The sequence below is a fragment of the Pseudomonas sp. efr-133-TYG-5 genome (assembly GCF_030209175.1).
GTDB lineage: Bacteria > Pseudomonadota > Gammaproteobacteria > Pseudomonadales > Pseudomonadaceae > Aquipseudomonas.
In genome coordinates this window covers 551,982-568,528 of sequence record NZ_JARVSM010000004.1, presented here as the reverse complement: position 1 = coordinate 568,528, position 16,547 = coordinate 551,982, and the positions used below count along the sequence as shown (strand labels likewise).

General features: G+C 64.7%; 13 protein-coding genes. All 13 read right to left on the bottom strand.

All coding sequences use genetic code 11. From position 1 onward, the window contains the following. Positions 1-54: 54 nt before the first annotated feature. The 13 genes from mdcH to pilG all read right to left on the bottom strand — a co-directional run bounded on the left by mdcH (position 55) and on the right by pilG (position 16,342). Positions 55-975, bottom strand: coding sequence for a malonate decarboxylase subunit epsilon (mdcH, locus tag QRN70_RS17455; RefSeq protein ID WP_285419189.1), 921 nt, complete (start codon positions 973-975; stop codon positions 55-57). Continuing rightward, the gene (locus QRN70_RS17450) at positions 972-1,592 is read right to left on the bottom strand and encodes a malonate decarboxylase holo-ACP synthase (RefSeq protein ID WP_285419188.1); all 621 of its coding nucleotides are present in this window, start codon (positions 1,590-1,592) and stop codon (positions 972-974) included. The genes mdcH and QRN70_RS17450 overlap by 4 nt, the downstream gene beginning before the upstream one ends. Then, the gene (gene mdcE / locus QRN70_RS17445; protein ID WP_285419187.1) at positions 1,586-2,371 is read right to left on the bottom strand and encodes a biotin-independent malonate decarboxylase subunit gamma; all 786 of its coding nucleotides are present in this window, start codon (positions 2,369-2,371) and stop codon (positions 1,586-1,588) included. The genes QRN70_RS17450 and mdcE overlap by 7 nt, the downstream gene beginning before the upstream one ends. Further along, positions 2,368-3,219: a biotin-independent malonate decarboxylase subunit beta gene (locus QRN70_RS17440; protein ID WP_285419186.1), complete on the bottom strand. Its 852-nt coding sequence runs from the start codon at positions 3,217-3,219 to the stop codon at positions 2,368-2,370. The genes mdcE and QRN70_RS17440 overlap by 4 nt, the downstream gene beginning before the upstream one ends. After that, positions 3,212-3,511 (bottom strand): malonate decarboxylase subunit delta, encoded by a 300-nt coding sequence (locus QRN70_RS17435; protein ID WP_285419185.1) that lies wholly within the window; start codon positions 3,509-3,511, stop codon positions 3,212-3,214. Before QRN70_RS17435 ends, QRN70_RS17440 begins: the two co-directional genes overlap by 8 nt. Continuing rightward, the gene (locus QRN70_RS17430; RefSeq protein WP_285419184.1) at positions 3,511-4,383 is read right to left on the bottom strand and encodes a triphosphoribosyl-dephospho-CoA synthase; all 873 of its coding nucleotides are present in this window, start codon (positions 4,381-4,383) and stop codon (positions 3,511-3,513) included. Before QRN70_RS17430 ends, QRN70_RS17435 begins: the two co-directional genes overlap by 1 nt. Next, complete coding sequence (mdcA, locus tag QRN70_RS17425; protein WP_285419183.1) at positions 4,383-6,053, bottom strand: malonate decarboxylase subunit alpha; 1,671 nt, start codon at positions 6,051-6,053, stop codon at positions 4,383-4,385. The genes QRN70_RS17430 and mdcA overlap by 1 nt, the downstream gene beginning before the upstream one ends. A 301-nt stretch (positions 6,054-6,354) precedes the next feature. Further along, a complete protein-coding gene (locus QRN70_RS17420) occupies positions 6,355-6,825 on the bottom strand; it encodes a chemotaxis protein CheW (RefSeq protein ID WP_285419182.1) in 471 nt (156 codons plus the stop codon). Further along, the gene (locus QRN70_RS17415) at positions 6,818-12,733 is read right to left on the bottom strand and encodes a hybrid sensor histidine kinase/response regulator (protein ID WP_285419181.1); all 5,916 of its coding nucleotides are present in this window, start codon (positions 12,731-12,733) and stop codon (positions 6,818-6,820) included. The genes QRN70_RS17420 and QRN70_RS17415 overlap by 8 nt, the downstream gene beginning before the upstream one ends. Before the next feature lie 15 nt (positions 12,734-12,748). After that, a complete protein-coding gene (locus QRN70_RS17410) occupies positions 12,749-14,809 on the bottom strand; it encodes a methyl-accepting chemotaxis protein (protein ID WP_285419180.1) in 2,061 nt (686 codons plus the stop codon). 153 nt (positions 14,810-14,962) lie between these two features. Next, on the bottom strand, positions 14,963-15,502 hold the full coding sequence (locus QRN70_RS17405) for a chemotaxis protein CheW (RefSeq protein ID WP_285419179.1): 540 nt from the start codon (positions 15,500-15,502) through the stop codon (positions 14,963-14,965). Positions 15,503-15,512: 10 nt separating this feature from the next. Further along, complete coding sequence (pilH, locus tag QRN70_RS17400) at positions 15,513-15,878, bottom strand: twitching motility response regulator PilH (RefSeq protein ID WP_109635579.1); 366 nt, start codon at positions 15,876-15,878, stop codon at positions 15,513-15,515. A 59-nt stretch (positions 15,879-15,937) separates the two neighbouring features. Then, positions 15,938-16,342 carry a twitching motility response regulator PilG gene (pilG, locus tag QRN70_RS17395; protein WP_285419178.1) on the bottom strand — a complete coding sequence of 135 codons (405 nt, stop codon included), beginning with the start codon at positions 16,340-16,342 and terminating at the stop codon, positions 15,938-15,940. Between the last annotated feature and the right edge of the window lie 205 nt (positions 16,343-16,547).

Genomic DNA, 16,547 nt, shown 5'->3' with positions numbered 1-16,547 from the left:
CAAAGTGCATCGTCGAATGTTGTTTTTGTTGTTCGAAGCCTGAGTCGCGGCGGTTTATGGTCGGCGGCCACCCTCCTCTCGCAACAGCGCCTGCAAGGTGTCCAGACGCGCACTGTCGAAGGCAGTGACGGTGCCCGATTCGAACACCCGGCGCGCCAGCCCGGTCAGCACCGCAGCGGGCGGCAGTTCGATCTGTAGCCGCACGCCGCGCTCGTAAGCGCTTTGCACGGTGCCGCGCCAGTCCACCACGCGGCACATGTTGAAAGCGAGGTCGTCGCGCAACGCATCAGGTTTGATCAGCGGACGCGCGCGACTGCCACTCAGGTAAGCGATTTTCGGTGTCTTCAGTGCAACCTTGGCGAAGGCTTCGGCGAGGGTTTGCGCCGGTGCTTCCAGCAGCGGACAGTGCGACGGCACACTGACCGCCAGGCGCTTCGCCAGCCCGGCGCCACGGCTGCGCGCCAGTTCCGCCACCGCCTGCATGGCCTTGTCGCTGCCGGCAATCACCACCTGGTCATCGGCATTGATATTGGCCAGGTACACCGGCGACTCCGTGCTGTGCACCTGCGCCAGCAGGGTTTCGACGGTGGCCAATTGCAGGCCGATGATCGCGGTCATGCCATAGCCCTGTGGATACGCCTGCTGCATCAACTCACCGCGCAGGCTGACCAGGTGCAATGCGTCGCTGAAGCGCAAGGCCCCGGCAACCACCGCCGCCGGGTACGCACCGATGGACAGCCCGGCGACGTAATCCGCTGCTAATTCACCCTGCAGCAACTGGCGTGAGGCAGCGACCCCGGCGATCAGCAGGCACAGCTGCACCGCCCGGGTGCTGCGCAACGCTTCGGGGGAATCGAGCAGCGAGACATCCTCGCCGAGCACATCGCTGGCCTCGGTCAGCGTTTCCCCAGGCACACGCCGGAGCATGCCCGGTTGCTGCGCACCCTGGCCGGGGAACACCAACAGACTGCTCACGCTGCCTGCTCCTGCGGGTTCCACGGATCGCTGACCAGGCAAGCCTGATGGGCGTTTTTCAGCAGAACCCGTGCGGACCCACTGGCCCATTCGCGCAAGGCGACTGCACCGAACGGGGTCTGCAATTGCATGTCCACTCGGCACACGGTTTGATCAAACAGCTCGACCAGTTTGCGTGCCTGGTTGCGGGTAATCAGCTGCGGGGTACGCAGAATCAGATCGAGATCGCTGGCGGCGTGCATCGCAGTAAAACCACTGGCCAACTCAAACCCGACACTGCCGCTGATGCCCCAGACCCAACCGCAATCGTCGAGCATCGGCCGCAGTTGTTTGAGTGCCTGCATCACCGCTAAATCACGCTCGCAAGCGACATGACAAAGCGCTTCCGGGCTGACCCGACGCACAATCGCTTCAAGTGCCATGAACGCCGCCAGACGCTGCTCACGCAACACGCCGCGCACGCCCACCGCCACAAAACCTTCAGCGCTCACCGCCCGCCGCACCACCACCGGCTGCCCGGCAGCCAGCGACTCGAACGCCCACTGCGGCGCATCCGCCGGCAGCTGCGCCGGAGTCATGCCCCACAGCAGATCGTGGGCCAGTGGCATGTTCACCACTGCGCCCTCAGCAGTTCACGCACACGGCTGGACGCCTCACGGTTTTTCGCGCCGAGACGGTTGCTCAAGTCAGTGCTGGAGATATCGCCGATAGCCTGTTTCAGGCATTCGCTGACCCGCGCCAGATCCTCCGCCGTCGGCTGCTCGATCTGCTGCACCGACAAGGTCTCCCAAAGCAATCCGAGACTGCCATAGCTGTCGATGTCATAGGCCATCGGCGGCACGCTCGACGCCAGCGCTTCCAGTTCTTCGACACTGCGCAAAGTCACCCGCGCTGCCGAGGCCTTGCCCATCGCATGAACCATCACGCCGGGATCGCGCAGGGCAATCAGACGATTGGCCTGATAACCGTGAGCGAGAAACGCCCCGGACATCGCCTTGCCCACCAGCAGCGCAATCAGCGGATGCCCGGCCAGACGGGCGCGGGCATAACTGTCCGCCGCACCGGCCAGGGCCTGATGAATGCCCAGGGCTTCTTCGCGGCGACCGTAAGCCTGGCTCGGTACATCGACGATGGCGATGAGCGGGCGCTTCTGCGTTTTGTCGCGATCAGCGCTGATCGCGTCATCCACAGCCTTGGCCAGCCCCCAGCCTTCGAGCAAACCGACTTCGCCGTTGCGAGCACGTGGAAAACGATTGTCCGGGTCAGCGACCACGGCGATAAAACGCCCGAGCTCGCCATCGGCCACTTTCAACGAGGGCGGCAAACCTTCCACCGCTTTCGCGCCTGCGCTCAGGGCATTGAACCAGTTCAAACCGCGCACGGAATAACCACTCATGAGCGCTCTCCTTGATACAGATTGCGAACCAGCGCAGGCTCGATTTGCTTATCGGTGTCCAGGCTCGCCAGACGTTGCAGAAACCATTCGGCGCGCTGACTGCGCGGTTGCGCCGGCAAACCTTGCTGCAACAGTTCGCTGACCTGCTGGCGAATCTGCGCCACGTCATCGGCGACATAGCGATCCACCAAGCCGCTGGCGAAACGCTGCTCGCCACCGGTCAGGCTCCAGATGAAGGGCCGGTCGCGCGAGTCGTATTCCTCGATCCCGGCTTCCTGCTCGATCACCTGCGGTCCGTTCAGGCCCAGGCGGGCTTCCTGGGTCACCAGCAAATAGCTGCACAGCGCGGCGGCAATCGACATGCCGCCGAAACAGCCGACGCTGCCCGCCACTACACCGACCACCGGTTGGTATTGCTGCAAGTCGACAATCGCTGCGTGGATATCGGCAATCGCCGCCAGCCCGAGATTGGCTTCCTGCAAGCGCACACCACCGGTTTCCAGCAGCAACACGGCGCGGGTCGGGATGCCTTTGCGGTTGTCTTGCGCGGCCAGTTCTAGCGCGCCAGCAATTTTCGCCCCGCCGACCTCACCGAGGCTGCCGCCCTGGAACGCACCCTCGATAGCGGCGATCACCAGCGGCAAACCATCGAGGCTGCCCTTGGCGATCACCACGCCGTCGTCGGCCTGCGGCACCACGCCCTGGCGCTCGAGCCACGGCGACATGAGCCGTTGAAACGGGTCGAGCAGTTCGCGGAAGGTCCCGGCATCGAGCAAGGCTTTCGCCCGTTGCCGCGCACCGAGTTCGACGAAGCTGTGTTTGTGCAGAAGGGCTGCGCTGTCAGTCATGGCCGATCTCCTCGAAACCCTGTTCCAGACGCAGGCGCACCACACCCGGCGTGGCGCCGAAATCGTGGATATCGATGGCCATTGCCGGCGGCGTAGTGCCGTCGAACATCCGCGCAAACAGATGCTGCCAGCGCAGCTGGGCGCCATTGACCGAGGTCTGCACGTTGATCGTCAGCTTGCCGGCCAGCCCCGGTTCGATCAGCACTTCCAGATCGCCCGAGCCGACACAACCGACCAGGGCGCGTCCGCGTGGCGGCTGTCCGGCGGCGAATTCAAAGGATAAGGTTTCCATCAAAACGCTCCCTGAAGGATGCCGTCGCGCTCTATTCGATCGAGCAGCAGCGTGGCGGCGAGCAAGTCGGCGGCGCCACCGGGCGAGGCATTCAATGCGATGAGTTGTTGATCCAGTTCGTGCAGGCGCCGACGGCCGCTGAGGCTGGCACTGCCGCCAGCGTCGAGCACCGCTTGCGCGCCCTGCTGCATGGCGCGCAGGCCCGGTTCACCGGCGCGGTAGAGCACGCAGGTGTCGGCCAGGTCGGTCATGATCGCCAGCAGCGCGTCGAGCCGGGCGTTCTGTTCGCCGTGGCCGTTGGCGCGGCTGCGCTTGAGCTGCGGCAGGCCGCGCTGCAGCACGGCCGGGAAGCCGAGTTGCGCTTCTTCACGGGCGCCGCGTGCGCCGTAGCGCAGCGCGACTTGCGCGCCGTGGCTCAGCGGTTTTGGTGCGTAGCGGTCATCCAGCAAGGCCAGACGTGCAGCGCGAAGAGAGACTGCGTTGGGGCTTGAGGATTTGGCTTCCAGCGCAGCGGCGGCCACCAATAATCCCAGGGCCCAGATGGCGCCGCGATGGGTATTCACCCCGCTTGTGGTCGCGAGCATGGCCTGCTCGCCTTCGCGGCCGATGCGGCCAATCGCTTCGCGCAACGGTAAACCGACTGCGCCCATCGCGCTGGCGGCCTCGGCCATTTCCTTGAACGCCGGCCACAACGACAACGCCGAGGCGTGCATCAGGCCCAGGTGCAGATCGGTGTGCGCGCCATTGCCACGTCGGTCGACCAGCGCCGGTTTCGGCGACAGATCGGCTTCGTCGATCAGCGCATCCACCGCCAGATCGGCCAGGTGTTCGCTGAGGCTCAGGGGTTTCGCTTGCAGATTGAGTGCGTGCATTACCAGCTCCTGAACTTGGCGGGCGGGTTGTAGAGGCCGCCGGACCACTCGACCAGATCGGCCACGCTTTTCGCCGCCAGCAGTTCGCGGGTGGCGTCGGTGCGGCGGATGCCGAGGTCTTCGGGCAAGGCGATCAGGCCTTCGCGGCGCATGCGTGCAGTGTCTTTCGGGTTGTGGCGCAGGCCGATGGCGGTGACGCCAGCCACCGCAGCGATCATCGCCTGACGCTCTTCCAGCGAGCGCGCCTTGTACAGGTAGGCGATGCCTTCTTCGGTGAGCAGGTGGGTGACGTCGTCGCCATAGATCATGATCGGCGCCAGTGGCATGCCGCTTTTCTTCGCCACTTCTACCGCGTCGAGGGTTTCGACGAAGGTCGGTTTGCCGCCCTCCTGGAAGGTCTCGACCATCTGCACCACGAGTTTCTTGCCGCGTTCGAGCATCGGTTGCGGCGCATCGTCATGGCGCATGTCGAGCCAGGCCGGCGTGCCGTGGCGGCGACCGCGCGGGTCGTGGCCCATGTTCGGCGCACCGCCGAAACCGGCGAGACGGCCACGGGTGACCGTCGAGGAATGGCCGTCACCATCGACCTGCAACGTCGCGCCGATGAACAGATCCACCGCGTATTGCCCGGCCAGTTGGCAGAACATCCGGTTGGAACGCAGCGAGCCGTCGCGGCCGGTGAAGAACACGTCGGGGCGTGCGGCGATGTAGTTTTCCATGCCCAGTTCGGTGCCGAAGCAGTGCACGCTTTCAACCCAGCCGCTCTCGATCGCCGGGATCAGCGTCGGGTGCGGATTGAGCGTCCAGTTGCGGCAGATCTTGCCTTTGAGGCCGAGGGATTCGCCGTAGGTGGGCAGGATCAATTCGATGGCGGCGGTGTTGAAACCGATGCCGTGATTGAGCGACTGCACGTTGTGTTTTTCGTAGATGCCGCGGATCGCCATCATCGCCATCAGCACGTGCACCGGTTTGATGTGCCGCGGATCGCGGGTGAACAGCGGCTCGATGTAGAACGGCTTGTCGGCCACCACCACGAAATCGACCCACGAGGCCGGGATGTCGACGCGCGGCAACTCGCTGACGTCATCCACCAACTGGTTGACCTGGACGATGACGATGCCGTCGCTGAAGGCGGCCGGTTCGATCAGCGCCGGGGTGTCCTCGGTACTCGGGCCGGTGTAGATGTTGCCGGCGCGGTCGGCCATGAACCCGGCCGAGAGCACGACGTTGGGGATCAGGTCCACCACCAGCCGCGCGTAGAGTTCGATGTAGGTGTGAATCGCGCCGATTTCCAGCAGGCCGTCTTCGAGCAACTGGCTGATGCGCAGGCTCTGGGTGCCGGCGAAGGAGAAATCGAGCTTGCGGGCGATGCCGCGTTCGAACAGGTCAAGGTGCTCGGAGCGGCCGACGCTGGGCATGATCATGTGCAGATCATGCAGCCTGGCCGGATCGGCCTTGGCCAGCGAACGGGAAAGGAAGTCCGCCTGCTTCTGGTTGTTGCCCTCCAGCACCACGCGGTCGCCGGGATGGATCAGCGCTTCGAGCGCGGCGACGATCCTGTCGCTGGGCAACACCACACCGTCGGCCAGCCCGCGCACCTTGTCGAGGCGGCGCTGCTTCTCGTCACGCCGCCGCGTCCAGCGCGAGTCGGGGGAAATTGTTGTTGTCATGCTCACTCCACGGGGTTCGCTGTCGTGGAGCCAAGTTAGGCGTGTGAGCGGGGAGCATCAATCAAGCGCGGTGATGAATCATTACGCTGAGCGTAACGATCACTGCCGCCTTCGCGAGCAGGCTCGCTCCCACAGGGGCTCTGAGTCGTGCGCAAAATCCCGGGGCTCTGAGGATCCATTGTGGGAGCGAGCTTGCTCGCGAAGCGGCCAGTCAGGGCAGCACAAACTCTGGATCAGTGGCCCAGCCCGTGGGAGCGAGCTTGCTCGCGAAGAGGCCAGCCAGGCCACCGAAGATTCCGGGTCAGTGGATAAGTCCGGCCTCCACCAACAACTGCTCCAACCCCAACAGATCCGGCACCTTCGCCACCTGCTCGCCAACCTGTACCGCCGCCTGTTCCAGCGCACACAACGGCACGTCGACATAACTCAACTGGCTGTCGAGTTTGTACGAACGTGGAATCCCCTGCACCAGCAGGGCAATGAATTTCAGCTGCGGCAAGCCCCCGAGGGCGTTGAGGATGACGATCCGCGCGCGCTCGCCGATGACGATTTTCTGCCCGCAGGCCGACTCGAAACTCAGCAGCGGAATCTGTCGCTCGCGCCAGGTCACACGGCCCAGGTACCACGGCGGGGTGTCCAGGTCGAAGGCGCTGGCCTGGTAGTCGATCAGTTCGGCCACGGCGACGTTGGGCAGGATCAGGTTACGGTCGGCCAGCGGCAGCAGCAGGCCGGTGAGTTGGCTGGTGCGCGCGTTGTGCCGGCGCTCATGCATGTTTCTTGCTCCAATGCGCGATGCTTTCGAGCAGCACCGATTCCTGATACGGCTTGCCGAGGTAGTCGTTGACGCCGATGGCCATGGCACGGTCGCGGTGTTTCTGCCCGGTGCGCGAGGTAATCATGATGATCGGCAAGTGCTGCAGGCGTTCATCCTGGCGCACCTGGGTGGCCACTTCGAAACCGTCCATGCGCGGCATCTCGATGTCCAGCAGCATGATGTCGGGCAGGTGTTCTTCGAGCAGCAGCATCGCATCGACGCCATCCTTGGCGGTCAGCACGTGCATGCCGTGGCGTTCGAGCAGGCGACTGGTGACCTTGCGCACGGTCACCGAGTCGTCGACCACCAGCACCAGCAGCGGTTTCTGCGGCTCGCTGTCGATGTCCGGCGTGGCCGGACGTTGTGGCAAGCGTGTCTGCATCGCGCGGATCGGTGCCAGCAGGTCGAGGATCAGCACCACCCGGCCATCGCCGAGAATGGTCGCCCCGGACACGCCCTGCACCGCCGCGAACTGGGCACCGAGGCTCTTGACCACAATTTCGCGGGTGCCGGCCATGGCATCGACCTGCACCGCGACGTGGCGCTCGTTGCATTGCACCAGCAACACCGGCACCGGCAGGCTCTGGCCGGACAGTTTCGGCCGCGGCGCAGTTTTCAGCAGATCGCCCAGGTAGCACAGCTCGTAACGCTGACCGCCGTACTCGTAGACCGGTGGCACGAGGCGGAAATGCCCTTCCAGCTCATTCGGCAGCACCCGGACGATGCCGTCGATGGTGTTCAGCGGAATCGCGTACTGGTCATCCAGGCACTGCACCATCAAGGCGCGGTTGACCGACACGGTGAACGGCAGGCGAATGCGGAAATGCACGCCCTGCCCCGGCACCGAGTCGATGCTCATGCTGCCGCCGAGCTGTCGCACCTCTTCATGGACCACGTCCATGCCGACCCCGCGCCCGGAAATCTGGGTGATTTTCTCGGCGGTGGAAAAGCCCGGCTGGAGAATGAACTGCAGCACTTCGCGGTCGCTGATCTCGGCATCCGGCGCCAGCAGGCCACGCTTGACCGCCTTGCGCCGCACTGCGTCGAGCGGTACGCCGGCGCCGTCGTCGCGAATGTCGAAGACGATGTCGCCGCCCTCGCGGGACAAGTCGAGAGTGATCTGCCCCTGCGCCGGCTTGCCCGCCGCCAGGCGCACTGCGGTGGATTCCAGGCCATGGTCGACGGCGTTGCGCAGCATGTGTTCCAGCGGCGCCGCCATGCGTTCGAGGACGTTGCGATCCATCTCGCCTTCGGCATTGCCGACCACGAACGAGACATCCTTGCCCAGCTCCTCGGCCACCTGGCGGACAATGCGCTTGAGCCGCGGCAGCATGCGCTCGAACGGCACCATGCGCGTACGCATCAGGCCTTCCTGCAACTCGGTGTTGATCCGCCCTTGCTGTTGCAACAGGTTCTCGGCGTCGTGGGTGCGGCGGTCGAGGGTTTCCTTCAGATCGAGCAGGTCGGATGCCGATTCGAACAACGCCCGCGACAACTGCTGCAACTGCGAGTGGCGGTCCATTTCCAGCGGATCGAATTCTTCGTAGCCGAGGCGCTCGGCGTCCACTTGCTGACGGCTGAGAATCCGCCCCTGGGTTTCCGTGTCGAGCCGACGCAACTGGTCGCGCATCCGCTCGATGGTGGTTTCCATTTCATTCAGCGCGGTCTGCGCATCGTTGACCTGCTGTTCGATACGCCCGCGGAAGATCGAGGTTTCCCCGGCCAGGTTGACCAGTTCGTCGAGCAGTTCGGCGGAGACCTTGACCATGTCCGCGCCCGGCTCGGCAGGCGCCGTCTGCGGCTCGGTCTTCGCCGCCAGCGGGGCCACCGCTGGCGGCAGTGCCGGGGTCTGTGGCGTGCTCGGATGACTGAAATTCTGGATCGCGCTGATCAGCCGATCCGCTGGCGGGCACGGCTGTCCGGCGCGCACCGCGTCGAGCATCTGCGCCAGGCGATCATGGCTGCGCTGCACCAGGGCGAACAGCTCGGCGCTCGCTTGCAGCACGCCGCTGGAAAGGCTCTCGTAGAGGTATTCCAGCTCATGGGCGAGGTCGCCGATCGGGCCGATTTCGACCATCCGCGCACCGCCCTTGAGCGTGTGCAGATCGCGCAACAGGGTTTCCACTTCCTGGCGATTGCCCGGCTCGGCCTGCCAGCGCAGCAGCGCGGCGCCGGAGTTTTCGATGATGTCGAAACCTTCCTCGAGGAAGATCTCCAGCAGCTCCGGATCCTGCCCGGCGTGATCCGCTGCGGGCGCTGCGGGCGAGGCTGGCGCACCGGCGGCATGCGGCTGGCGCCACTGGCGGAGCGCCGCGATCAGATCCTCGGCCTCGGTCAGCGGCCGATGCTGCTGCAATTGCTCAAGGAACAGCGCCAGGCGTTCGTGACTGCGCAGCAACAGCCGTCCCAGCGCATCGCTGTGGCTGTAGCGACGATCCACCAGGCCTTGATAAAGACTTTCCAGTTCCTGGGCCAGGTTGCCCACCGCGTCGACCTCGGCCATCCGCGCGCCGCCCTTGAGCGTGTGCAGATCGCGCTGCAGCGACGACAGCGGCGCCGCGTTGTCCGGATCACCAAGCCAGCGCTGCAAGGCCTGGCCGGCGCTGTCGATGATGTCTACCGCCTCTTCGAGGAAGATCTCGACGATTTCGTCATCGGCGGCCAGCGGCTCGTTGTCGCGCTGGTGCAGTTCGGCGGTGGCGCTGCCCAGTTCCTGGATGCTCAGGGTGCGGCTGCCGTCGCTGCGGATCAGGCCCATGGCCGACGGGTCGAGGCTGTCGTCGAGCAGTTCGTGCAAGGCGCGGATGCGCTGCGGTTGCGGCGTGACTTCCTGGCCGGCGGCCAGCTCGTCGAGCATGTTGATCAGCGCTTCGTGCGCCTGCTGCGCTTCGTGAAAAAACCGCTCGCTGACCGCCAGGCTGCTTTCTTCCACCGCGCCGTAGAGATCGAGCAGGGCTTCGCAGAGCACGTCCACCGGCAGCAGGTCGGCCAGGTGCGCGCCCTCGCCGAGGGTGGTCAGCTCATCGAGCAGTGCGCTGAGTTCCTGGCGTTCGCCAGGGTGCTGCTGCCAGCGCTGCAGGAGGTTTTCCGCGTCGAGCAGGATGTCCATGCCCTGGGCCAGGAAGTTGTTGATCAGTTGCGGATCGCGCTTGACCCGCACGCCGCTGTGCGGCGTGCTGAGGATCGATTCCAGGCGTTCGCCGAGCAGGCTTTCGGTGCGTTTGATCAGCGACTGCGCGCCGACGATCGGCGCCAGCGGATCGTTGCGCAACTGGCGCAGACCGACGCGCAACAGGCCCTCGGCCTCCAGCAGCAGCTCCACTTCGTCGAGGTCCAGCGCCAGTTGATGAGCCTTGAACTCGCGGGCCAGTTTGTCCAGCGGCGCGGCCAGCTCGGCAATCGGCAGCACGCCGGCCATCGAGGCGCTGCCCTTGAGCGTATGCAGGGCGCGCTGCAACTCGTCGCTGGCCTGCAACGGTACATGTTCGGCGGCCTGATCGAGAAAGCGGTTGAGACTGGCCAGGTGGGTCTCGGCCTCGTTGCGGAAGATCTCCAGCAACAGCGGATCGAGCGCGGCGACATCGGCCACATCTTCGGCGGGCAACGCTACGTCGCCCTTGGCCAGCGCATGGGCGCGGGCCGCCAGTTGATCGACATCGTGGCGCTGGCGCTGGGCCTGGATGGCGAACTCGGCGATCAGGTCGGGCAGCAACAACACGCTGTCGGCGAGCAACTGCTGCACCGCAGACGACGGTTCGACGCTGTGTTCCAGGACACGGTTGAGCAGGTTTTCCACAGCCCAGGCCAGTTCGCCGAGAACCAGTGCGCGGACCATGCGCCCGCTGCCCTTGAGGGTATGAAAGGCACGGCGCAGTTCGGTCAGCGCCGCGCGGTCATCCGGGGCGGCCGACCAGCGCGGCAGGTACTCGCGAAGCACATCGAGCACCTCCTCGGTTTCCTCGAGGAACACTTCGCGCAGTTCATCGTCCACCGGGGCTTCATCGGCCGGCGGCGGCATCAGGCTGCCCGGCGTGGTCAGCGCCGGCGGGTTGACCGCCGACACCGGGCTGGCCAGCACGTCGGCCAGGGTCTGCGCGACCTGCGGGTCATCCAGCGCCTGCAAGTCCTGCATCACCAGCGCTTCGCTGGGGCTGAGGCGATCTTCGAGCACCGGCACGTGTTGTTCGCTGGGGAAATAACCCAGGCTGGCCAGGCTGTTCTGCGCGACATCCAGCAGCTGCTCGCTGGCGGACTGCGGATCGTCGCTGAGGCGTTCCAGGTAATACTCGATGCTGCTGATGGCGTCAGCGAGGCGGTCCAGTTGCTGCCAGCCCGGCTCCTGCGGGTCGAGCAGCAGGTGCTCGCGGATAAAGCCGTTGCAGGCTTCGAGCAGGCTCGCCGCGCGGCTCAGCGGAATCATCACCAGCGCGCCCCGCACCTGGGTCAGCAGCGCCGGCAAGGCTTGCAGCTGCTGGCGGTCCCAGTCGGCGTCGATGTAGTCGACGATCATGTCCTTGGCCTGTTGCAGGCAGATCCGCGCTTCCTTGATCACGATCTGGTGAATCTGCGTCAGGTCGGTGGTCGGCAGCTGGCCGTCGTCCTGGCTCTCCGGCTCGACCGTGCCGACCATCCCGGCCAGCGTCGCTTCGACGTAGAGCAAGGCGCCGGCAACATCCATCAGGATCGCGTCGTTGGGCTCGCGCTGGCCCTGGGCGAGGCTGAGCACCACCGCCAGTTGATCGATGATGACCTTGCGCGGCTGGCCGAAACCGAGCACCGCCAGGGTGTCGGCGATCTGCCGCAGCGGCGCCAGCAGACTGTCCAGGTCAGAGGCGTGCTGGCGGTCGCTGCGCACGAACAGGTCGAGGCGTTCCTTGACCCGCACCAGCTCCTCGCACAACGCCGCGAGCACCGAGCGCATCGCATCGCGGTCGGGGCCGGCAAGGCGTGCGCGTTCTTCGTCGACCATCGCGCTGTCGGGCAGCGCGTCGTCCAGGGCGTAGCGATCTTTCATGGTCAGCATCTGCCTGGTGGGGTGTTCGGCTTTGGCAATATAGAACAGCAGGCTTTTCAGCAGCTCCGGCGGGGGCGGCTGGTTGAGCCCGGGCATGCCCTGCTCGAGCAGGCGCTTGAGCTCCTTGTCGGCATCCTTGAACAGGCTGCGCAGGGCCGGGCTGTTGGCGATGCGCCCCTCGCGCATGCCCTCGACCAGCGCCGAGGCGACTTGCCACAGCGGGCTCAACGGCGCCTCGCCGCTCAGCGCTTCGAGACGGCTGAACAGTTTCGCCAGATAGCCCAGGTGGGTCTGGTCATCCTGCTCGCGCAACAGACCGACCAGGGCCATCTGCAGCATCTGCCGCAACTTGCGCAGCACGCTGGGCAACTCCGCCGGTTCCAGCAGCGCCAGGGCTTCGGCGCTCAGCGCCGGCAACGGCGGCAATTGCGGACTGAACAGGCTGGTTTCCGACAGCAGGCTTTCGCCACGGGCACTGCGCAGGTCGTTGATCAGCGGCAGCACCACCAGCGGCAGGTCACGCCGGGCGCCCTGCACGCGGTCGAGGTAGATCGGCAATTGGCCGAGTGCCTGCAACAGCAGGTGCAGGGCTTCGTCACGGTGACTGATGCGCTCCTGCTGCAAGGCCTCGACCAGATGTTCCATCTCTTCGGCGAGCAAAGCCGCGCCGTAGAACTCGACCATCTGCAGGCTGCCATGCACCTGATGGATGTACGCCAGGCATTCGTCCAGGCCCGGCGTGGCCTGCGAATCGTCGAGCACGCCTTCGATGGCCTGGTGCGCCTGTTTCAGCGTTTCGGCAATTTCGCCCTTGACCCATTCGAGGGCCACATAGTCGTGCCGGTCAGCCATACCCACTCCGCTGCCTCAGACCTTGTCCGTCGCGGGCGCAGGCGCCGCCGGCAAGGTGAAACCGGACACCGAACGGCGCAGCTGGCTGGCCATTTTCGCCAGGTTGCCGATGCTTTCGGCGGTGGCCGTGGAACCGGACGACGTCTGCGAGGTGATCTGCTGGATCACGTTCATCGTCAGGGAAATCTGCCCGGCCGAAGACGTCTGCTGTTGCGCCGCGTTGGAAATGCTCTGGATCAGCGCCGCCAGCGTCTTCGACACGCCTTCGATTTCTTCCAGGGCCACACCGGCATCCTGCGCCAACCGCGCGCCGCGCACCACTTCGGTGGTGGTCTGTTCCATGGAAATCACGGCTTCGTTGGTGTCGGTCTGGATCGCCCGCACCAGGGTTTCGATCTGCCGGGTTGCCGCGGACGAACGCTCGGCCAGGCGCTGCACTTCGTCGGCGACCACGGCAAACCCGCGCCCGGCGTCGCCGGCCATCGACGCCTGAATCGCCGCATTGAGGGCGAGAATGTTGGTCTGGTCGGCAATGTCGTCGATCAGGCTGACGATGTCGCCGATTTCCTGGGACGACTCGCCGAGGCGCTTGATGCGCTTGGCGGTGTCCTGAATCTGTTCGCGGATGTTGTCCATGCCGTGGATGGTGTTGTGCACCACCTCGTTGCCCTTGTTGGCAATCTCCACCGAGCGCTCGGCCACCGCCGAGGATTCGGCCGCGTTGGCCGACACCTGGTCGATGGACTGGGCCATGTCACTGATCGCCGTCGAGGCTTCGGAAATCTGCTGCGCCTGATGCTCCGAGGCCTGGGCCAGATGCATCGCGGTGGCCTGGGTTTCCTGCACCGCGGCCGCCACCTGCCCGGCCGTGAGGTTGATGGTCGCCACCAGGTCGCGCAACTGGTCGACCGAATAGTTGATCGAGTCGGCGATGGTCCCGGTGAAGTCCTCGGTCACCGAGGCGGTCACGGTCAGGTCGCCGTCGGCGAGGTCTTCGATCTCGTCGAGCAGGCGCATGATCGCGTTCTGGTTGCGCTCGTTCTTTTCCGCCGTCTCGCGCAACTGGCGATTGGTTTCGCGGACCATGACCATGCCGATCAGGATGATCGAGGCCAGCGCCAGCAGCCCCAGCACGTAGCCGCCGATGGTGTCGGTGCTGCGCCCGCCGGCGAGGTTTTCGAAGCGGCTGGCCAGGTGCGAGGCTTCGTCGAGCAGAGTCTGCGACAGGCTGAAGATATTGGTTGCCGACTCGCGCACCTTGAACAGCTCCGGCGAGGTCTCGAGGATTTCATCCACGGAGCCGGAGACGAACTGGAACAGCTCGGAAATCTCGCTCAGCCGCGCCCGCGCGTCACGGTCTTCGACCTGGCTGATTTTCAGCGCCGGATTGCCTTGCAGCATGCCGTTGAGCACCTGGCCGAAACGCGTGGCGTCGCGGCCAAAGGCATCGGCAGCCTGCTGCGAGTTTTCATCGCCGGACAGCACGGTGTTGACCGCACCGAGAATGCGTTCGGCGAGCAGCGACTGACGCTGGGCCATCGCCACTTGCGCCGCCGGGGCACCGCGCTGGAGCAGGATTTCAACGACTTTTTCGTACTCGATCTGCAGCTGCGGCACGGTTTCGGCCAGGGTCGCGGCGACCTGATGCAGCGACAGCACGGTCTGTTCGCTGGAGAGAATCGCGTCGGTGTTTTTCAGCAGGCGCTCCCAGTCCAGCTGCACGGCGCGCATTTCCGGGCGCACGACGGACGGCGCCGGCGGCAGGCCGGTGGCCGGGTCGCCTTTCTTCAGATAGCCCCAGCGCTGGGCGAAATCGTTGCGCGCATCGCCCAGCAGCTTGAAGGCGGCAGCCTTGCCGGCGGCGGCTTCGGTGGCGTTCTTGGCGATCCGCTGCGACAGCACCCGCAGCTCACCGGCATGGCCGATGTACTGCTTGTCGTAGTTGGCCTGGGTGTTGAGGTAAGCGAAGTTGGCGAACAGCAGCATGATGAACACGATCAGTGCGATGAACAGCACGATGATCTGCGAGCGGCTGCGCGAGCCTTCTGCGGACTTGCCTGTTTTTGCTTTTATCATCGGTCCTCGCCTTAACCCACACCTTTGAGGCCTGCTGCAATCCCGGTGGGAGCGAGCCTGCTCGCGAAAGCGTTGGGTCAGCCAATATTGATCTTGCCTGACACGCCCTCTTCGCGAGCAGGCTCGCTGCCACAGGGGACGGTGTTGAATCTGTTATATCGCGACGCTCATGAACACCGGGGATCTGGCCAGGGCAAACAGGCTGAACACTCGCCAGTCCTGCTCACGGCGGAAATGCCCGGTGATGAATTCAGCCTTGGCGCCGAAGCGTTCGGCAATCGGCAGCGGCTCGAAGCTGTCCTGTTCGAAATGCTGCAGGCCGAACACCTCGTCGACCATCAGCCCGGCGAACACGTCCTGATGCTCCACCACCAGGACCCGGCGCTGCTTGCGCAGCGGCGACAGGTCATGGCCGAAGAAACCGCACAGATCCATGATCGGCAACAGCCGCCCGCGCAGATTGGCCACGCCCTTGACCCAGCTCTTGACCCCCGGCAACTGGGTGAAGCGCGGTTCGGGCAGCACTTCGCTGACCTCGCCCATCGGCGCCACATACCAGTGCTCGCCGAGGCGGAAACCGATGCCGCTCCAGCGGTCCTGGCGCGCCGGTTGCGACGGCAGGTCCGCCGCCAGCAGGCGACAGCGCTGGTCGATCTGCCACAACAACTCGAACGCGGTCAGCGATTGGCTCATGGCGGCGCGATCAACCGGCCAGGACGTTGTTCAGGGTCTTGATCAGGGTGTCTTCGTCGACCGGTTTGGTCAGGTAATCCTTGGCGCCCTGACGGGTGCCCCAGACCTTGTCGGTTTCCTGATCCTTGGTGGTAATGATGATGACCGGGATGTGCCCGGTGTCCGGGTCCTTGGTCAACTGGCGCGTGGCCTGGAAGCCGTTGAGGCCGGGCATGACGATGTCCATCAGCACGGCGTCGGGTTTTTCCTGGCGGGCCAGGGCCACGCCATCGGCGCCGTTTTCGGCCTTCAACACTTCGTGACCATGCTTTTCCAGCATGCCGGTCAGTTTGTACATTTCGGTCGGCGAATCATCGACGATCAGGATACGTGCCATGGTCTTCCCCATTTTCTTGTCGACACCCGGCCCGCTGGCCGCGCGTCTCTGTACGTGTCTTACTGCGGCAAAACAGCGGCGAAGCCCGGAACGTGGGCGCAAATCGCGTCGAGCAGTTCTTCCTTGCTGAAAGGCTTGGTCAAAAATTGATCGGAACCGACGATGCGCCCCTTGGCCTTGTCGAACAGCCCGTCCCGGGATGACAGCATGATCACTGGCGTGGCCTTGAACGCACTGTTGTTCTTGATTAAAGCGCAGGTCTGATAACCATCCAGACGCGGCATCATGATGTCGACAAAGATGATTCCGGGATGGTTGTCGGCGATCTTCGCCAGCGCATCGAAACCGTCGATGGCGGTGATGACTTCGCAACCGGCATTCTTCAACAATGTTTCGGCGGTGCGACGAATCGTTTTCGAGTCGTCGATCACCATGACCTTCAAGGCGCTGGACTGCTGTTCCATAAGGGGGCTCTACCGTCGCCTTTGCGAATCAATTTGTCCGTTTTGCGATGACTGGTGGCTGGAAACCCTTGATGCTCAAGGGCCAGCACGGTATGGCAGCCTTTTTAGCACAGTCTCCCTATGCAATCTATCGACGGGTTTTTCCTTGACCGCAAACCCGCCCGGCGCCACTCTGGCGGCACTTTTTTCATACCGATCCGGTAGC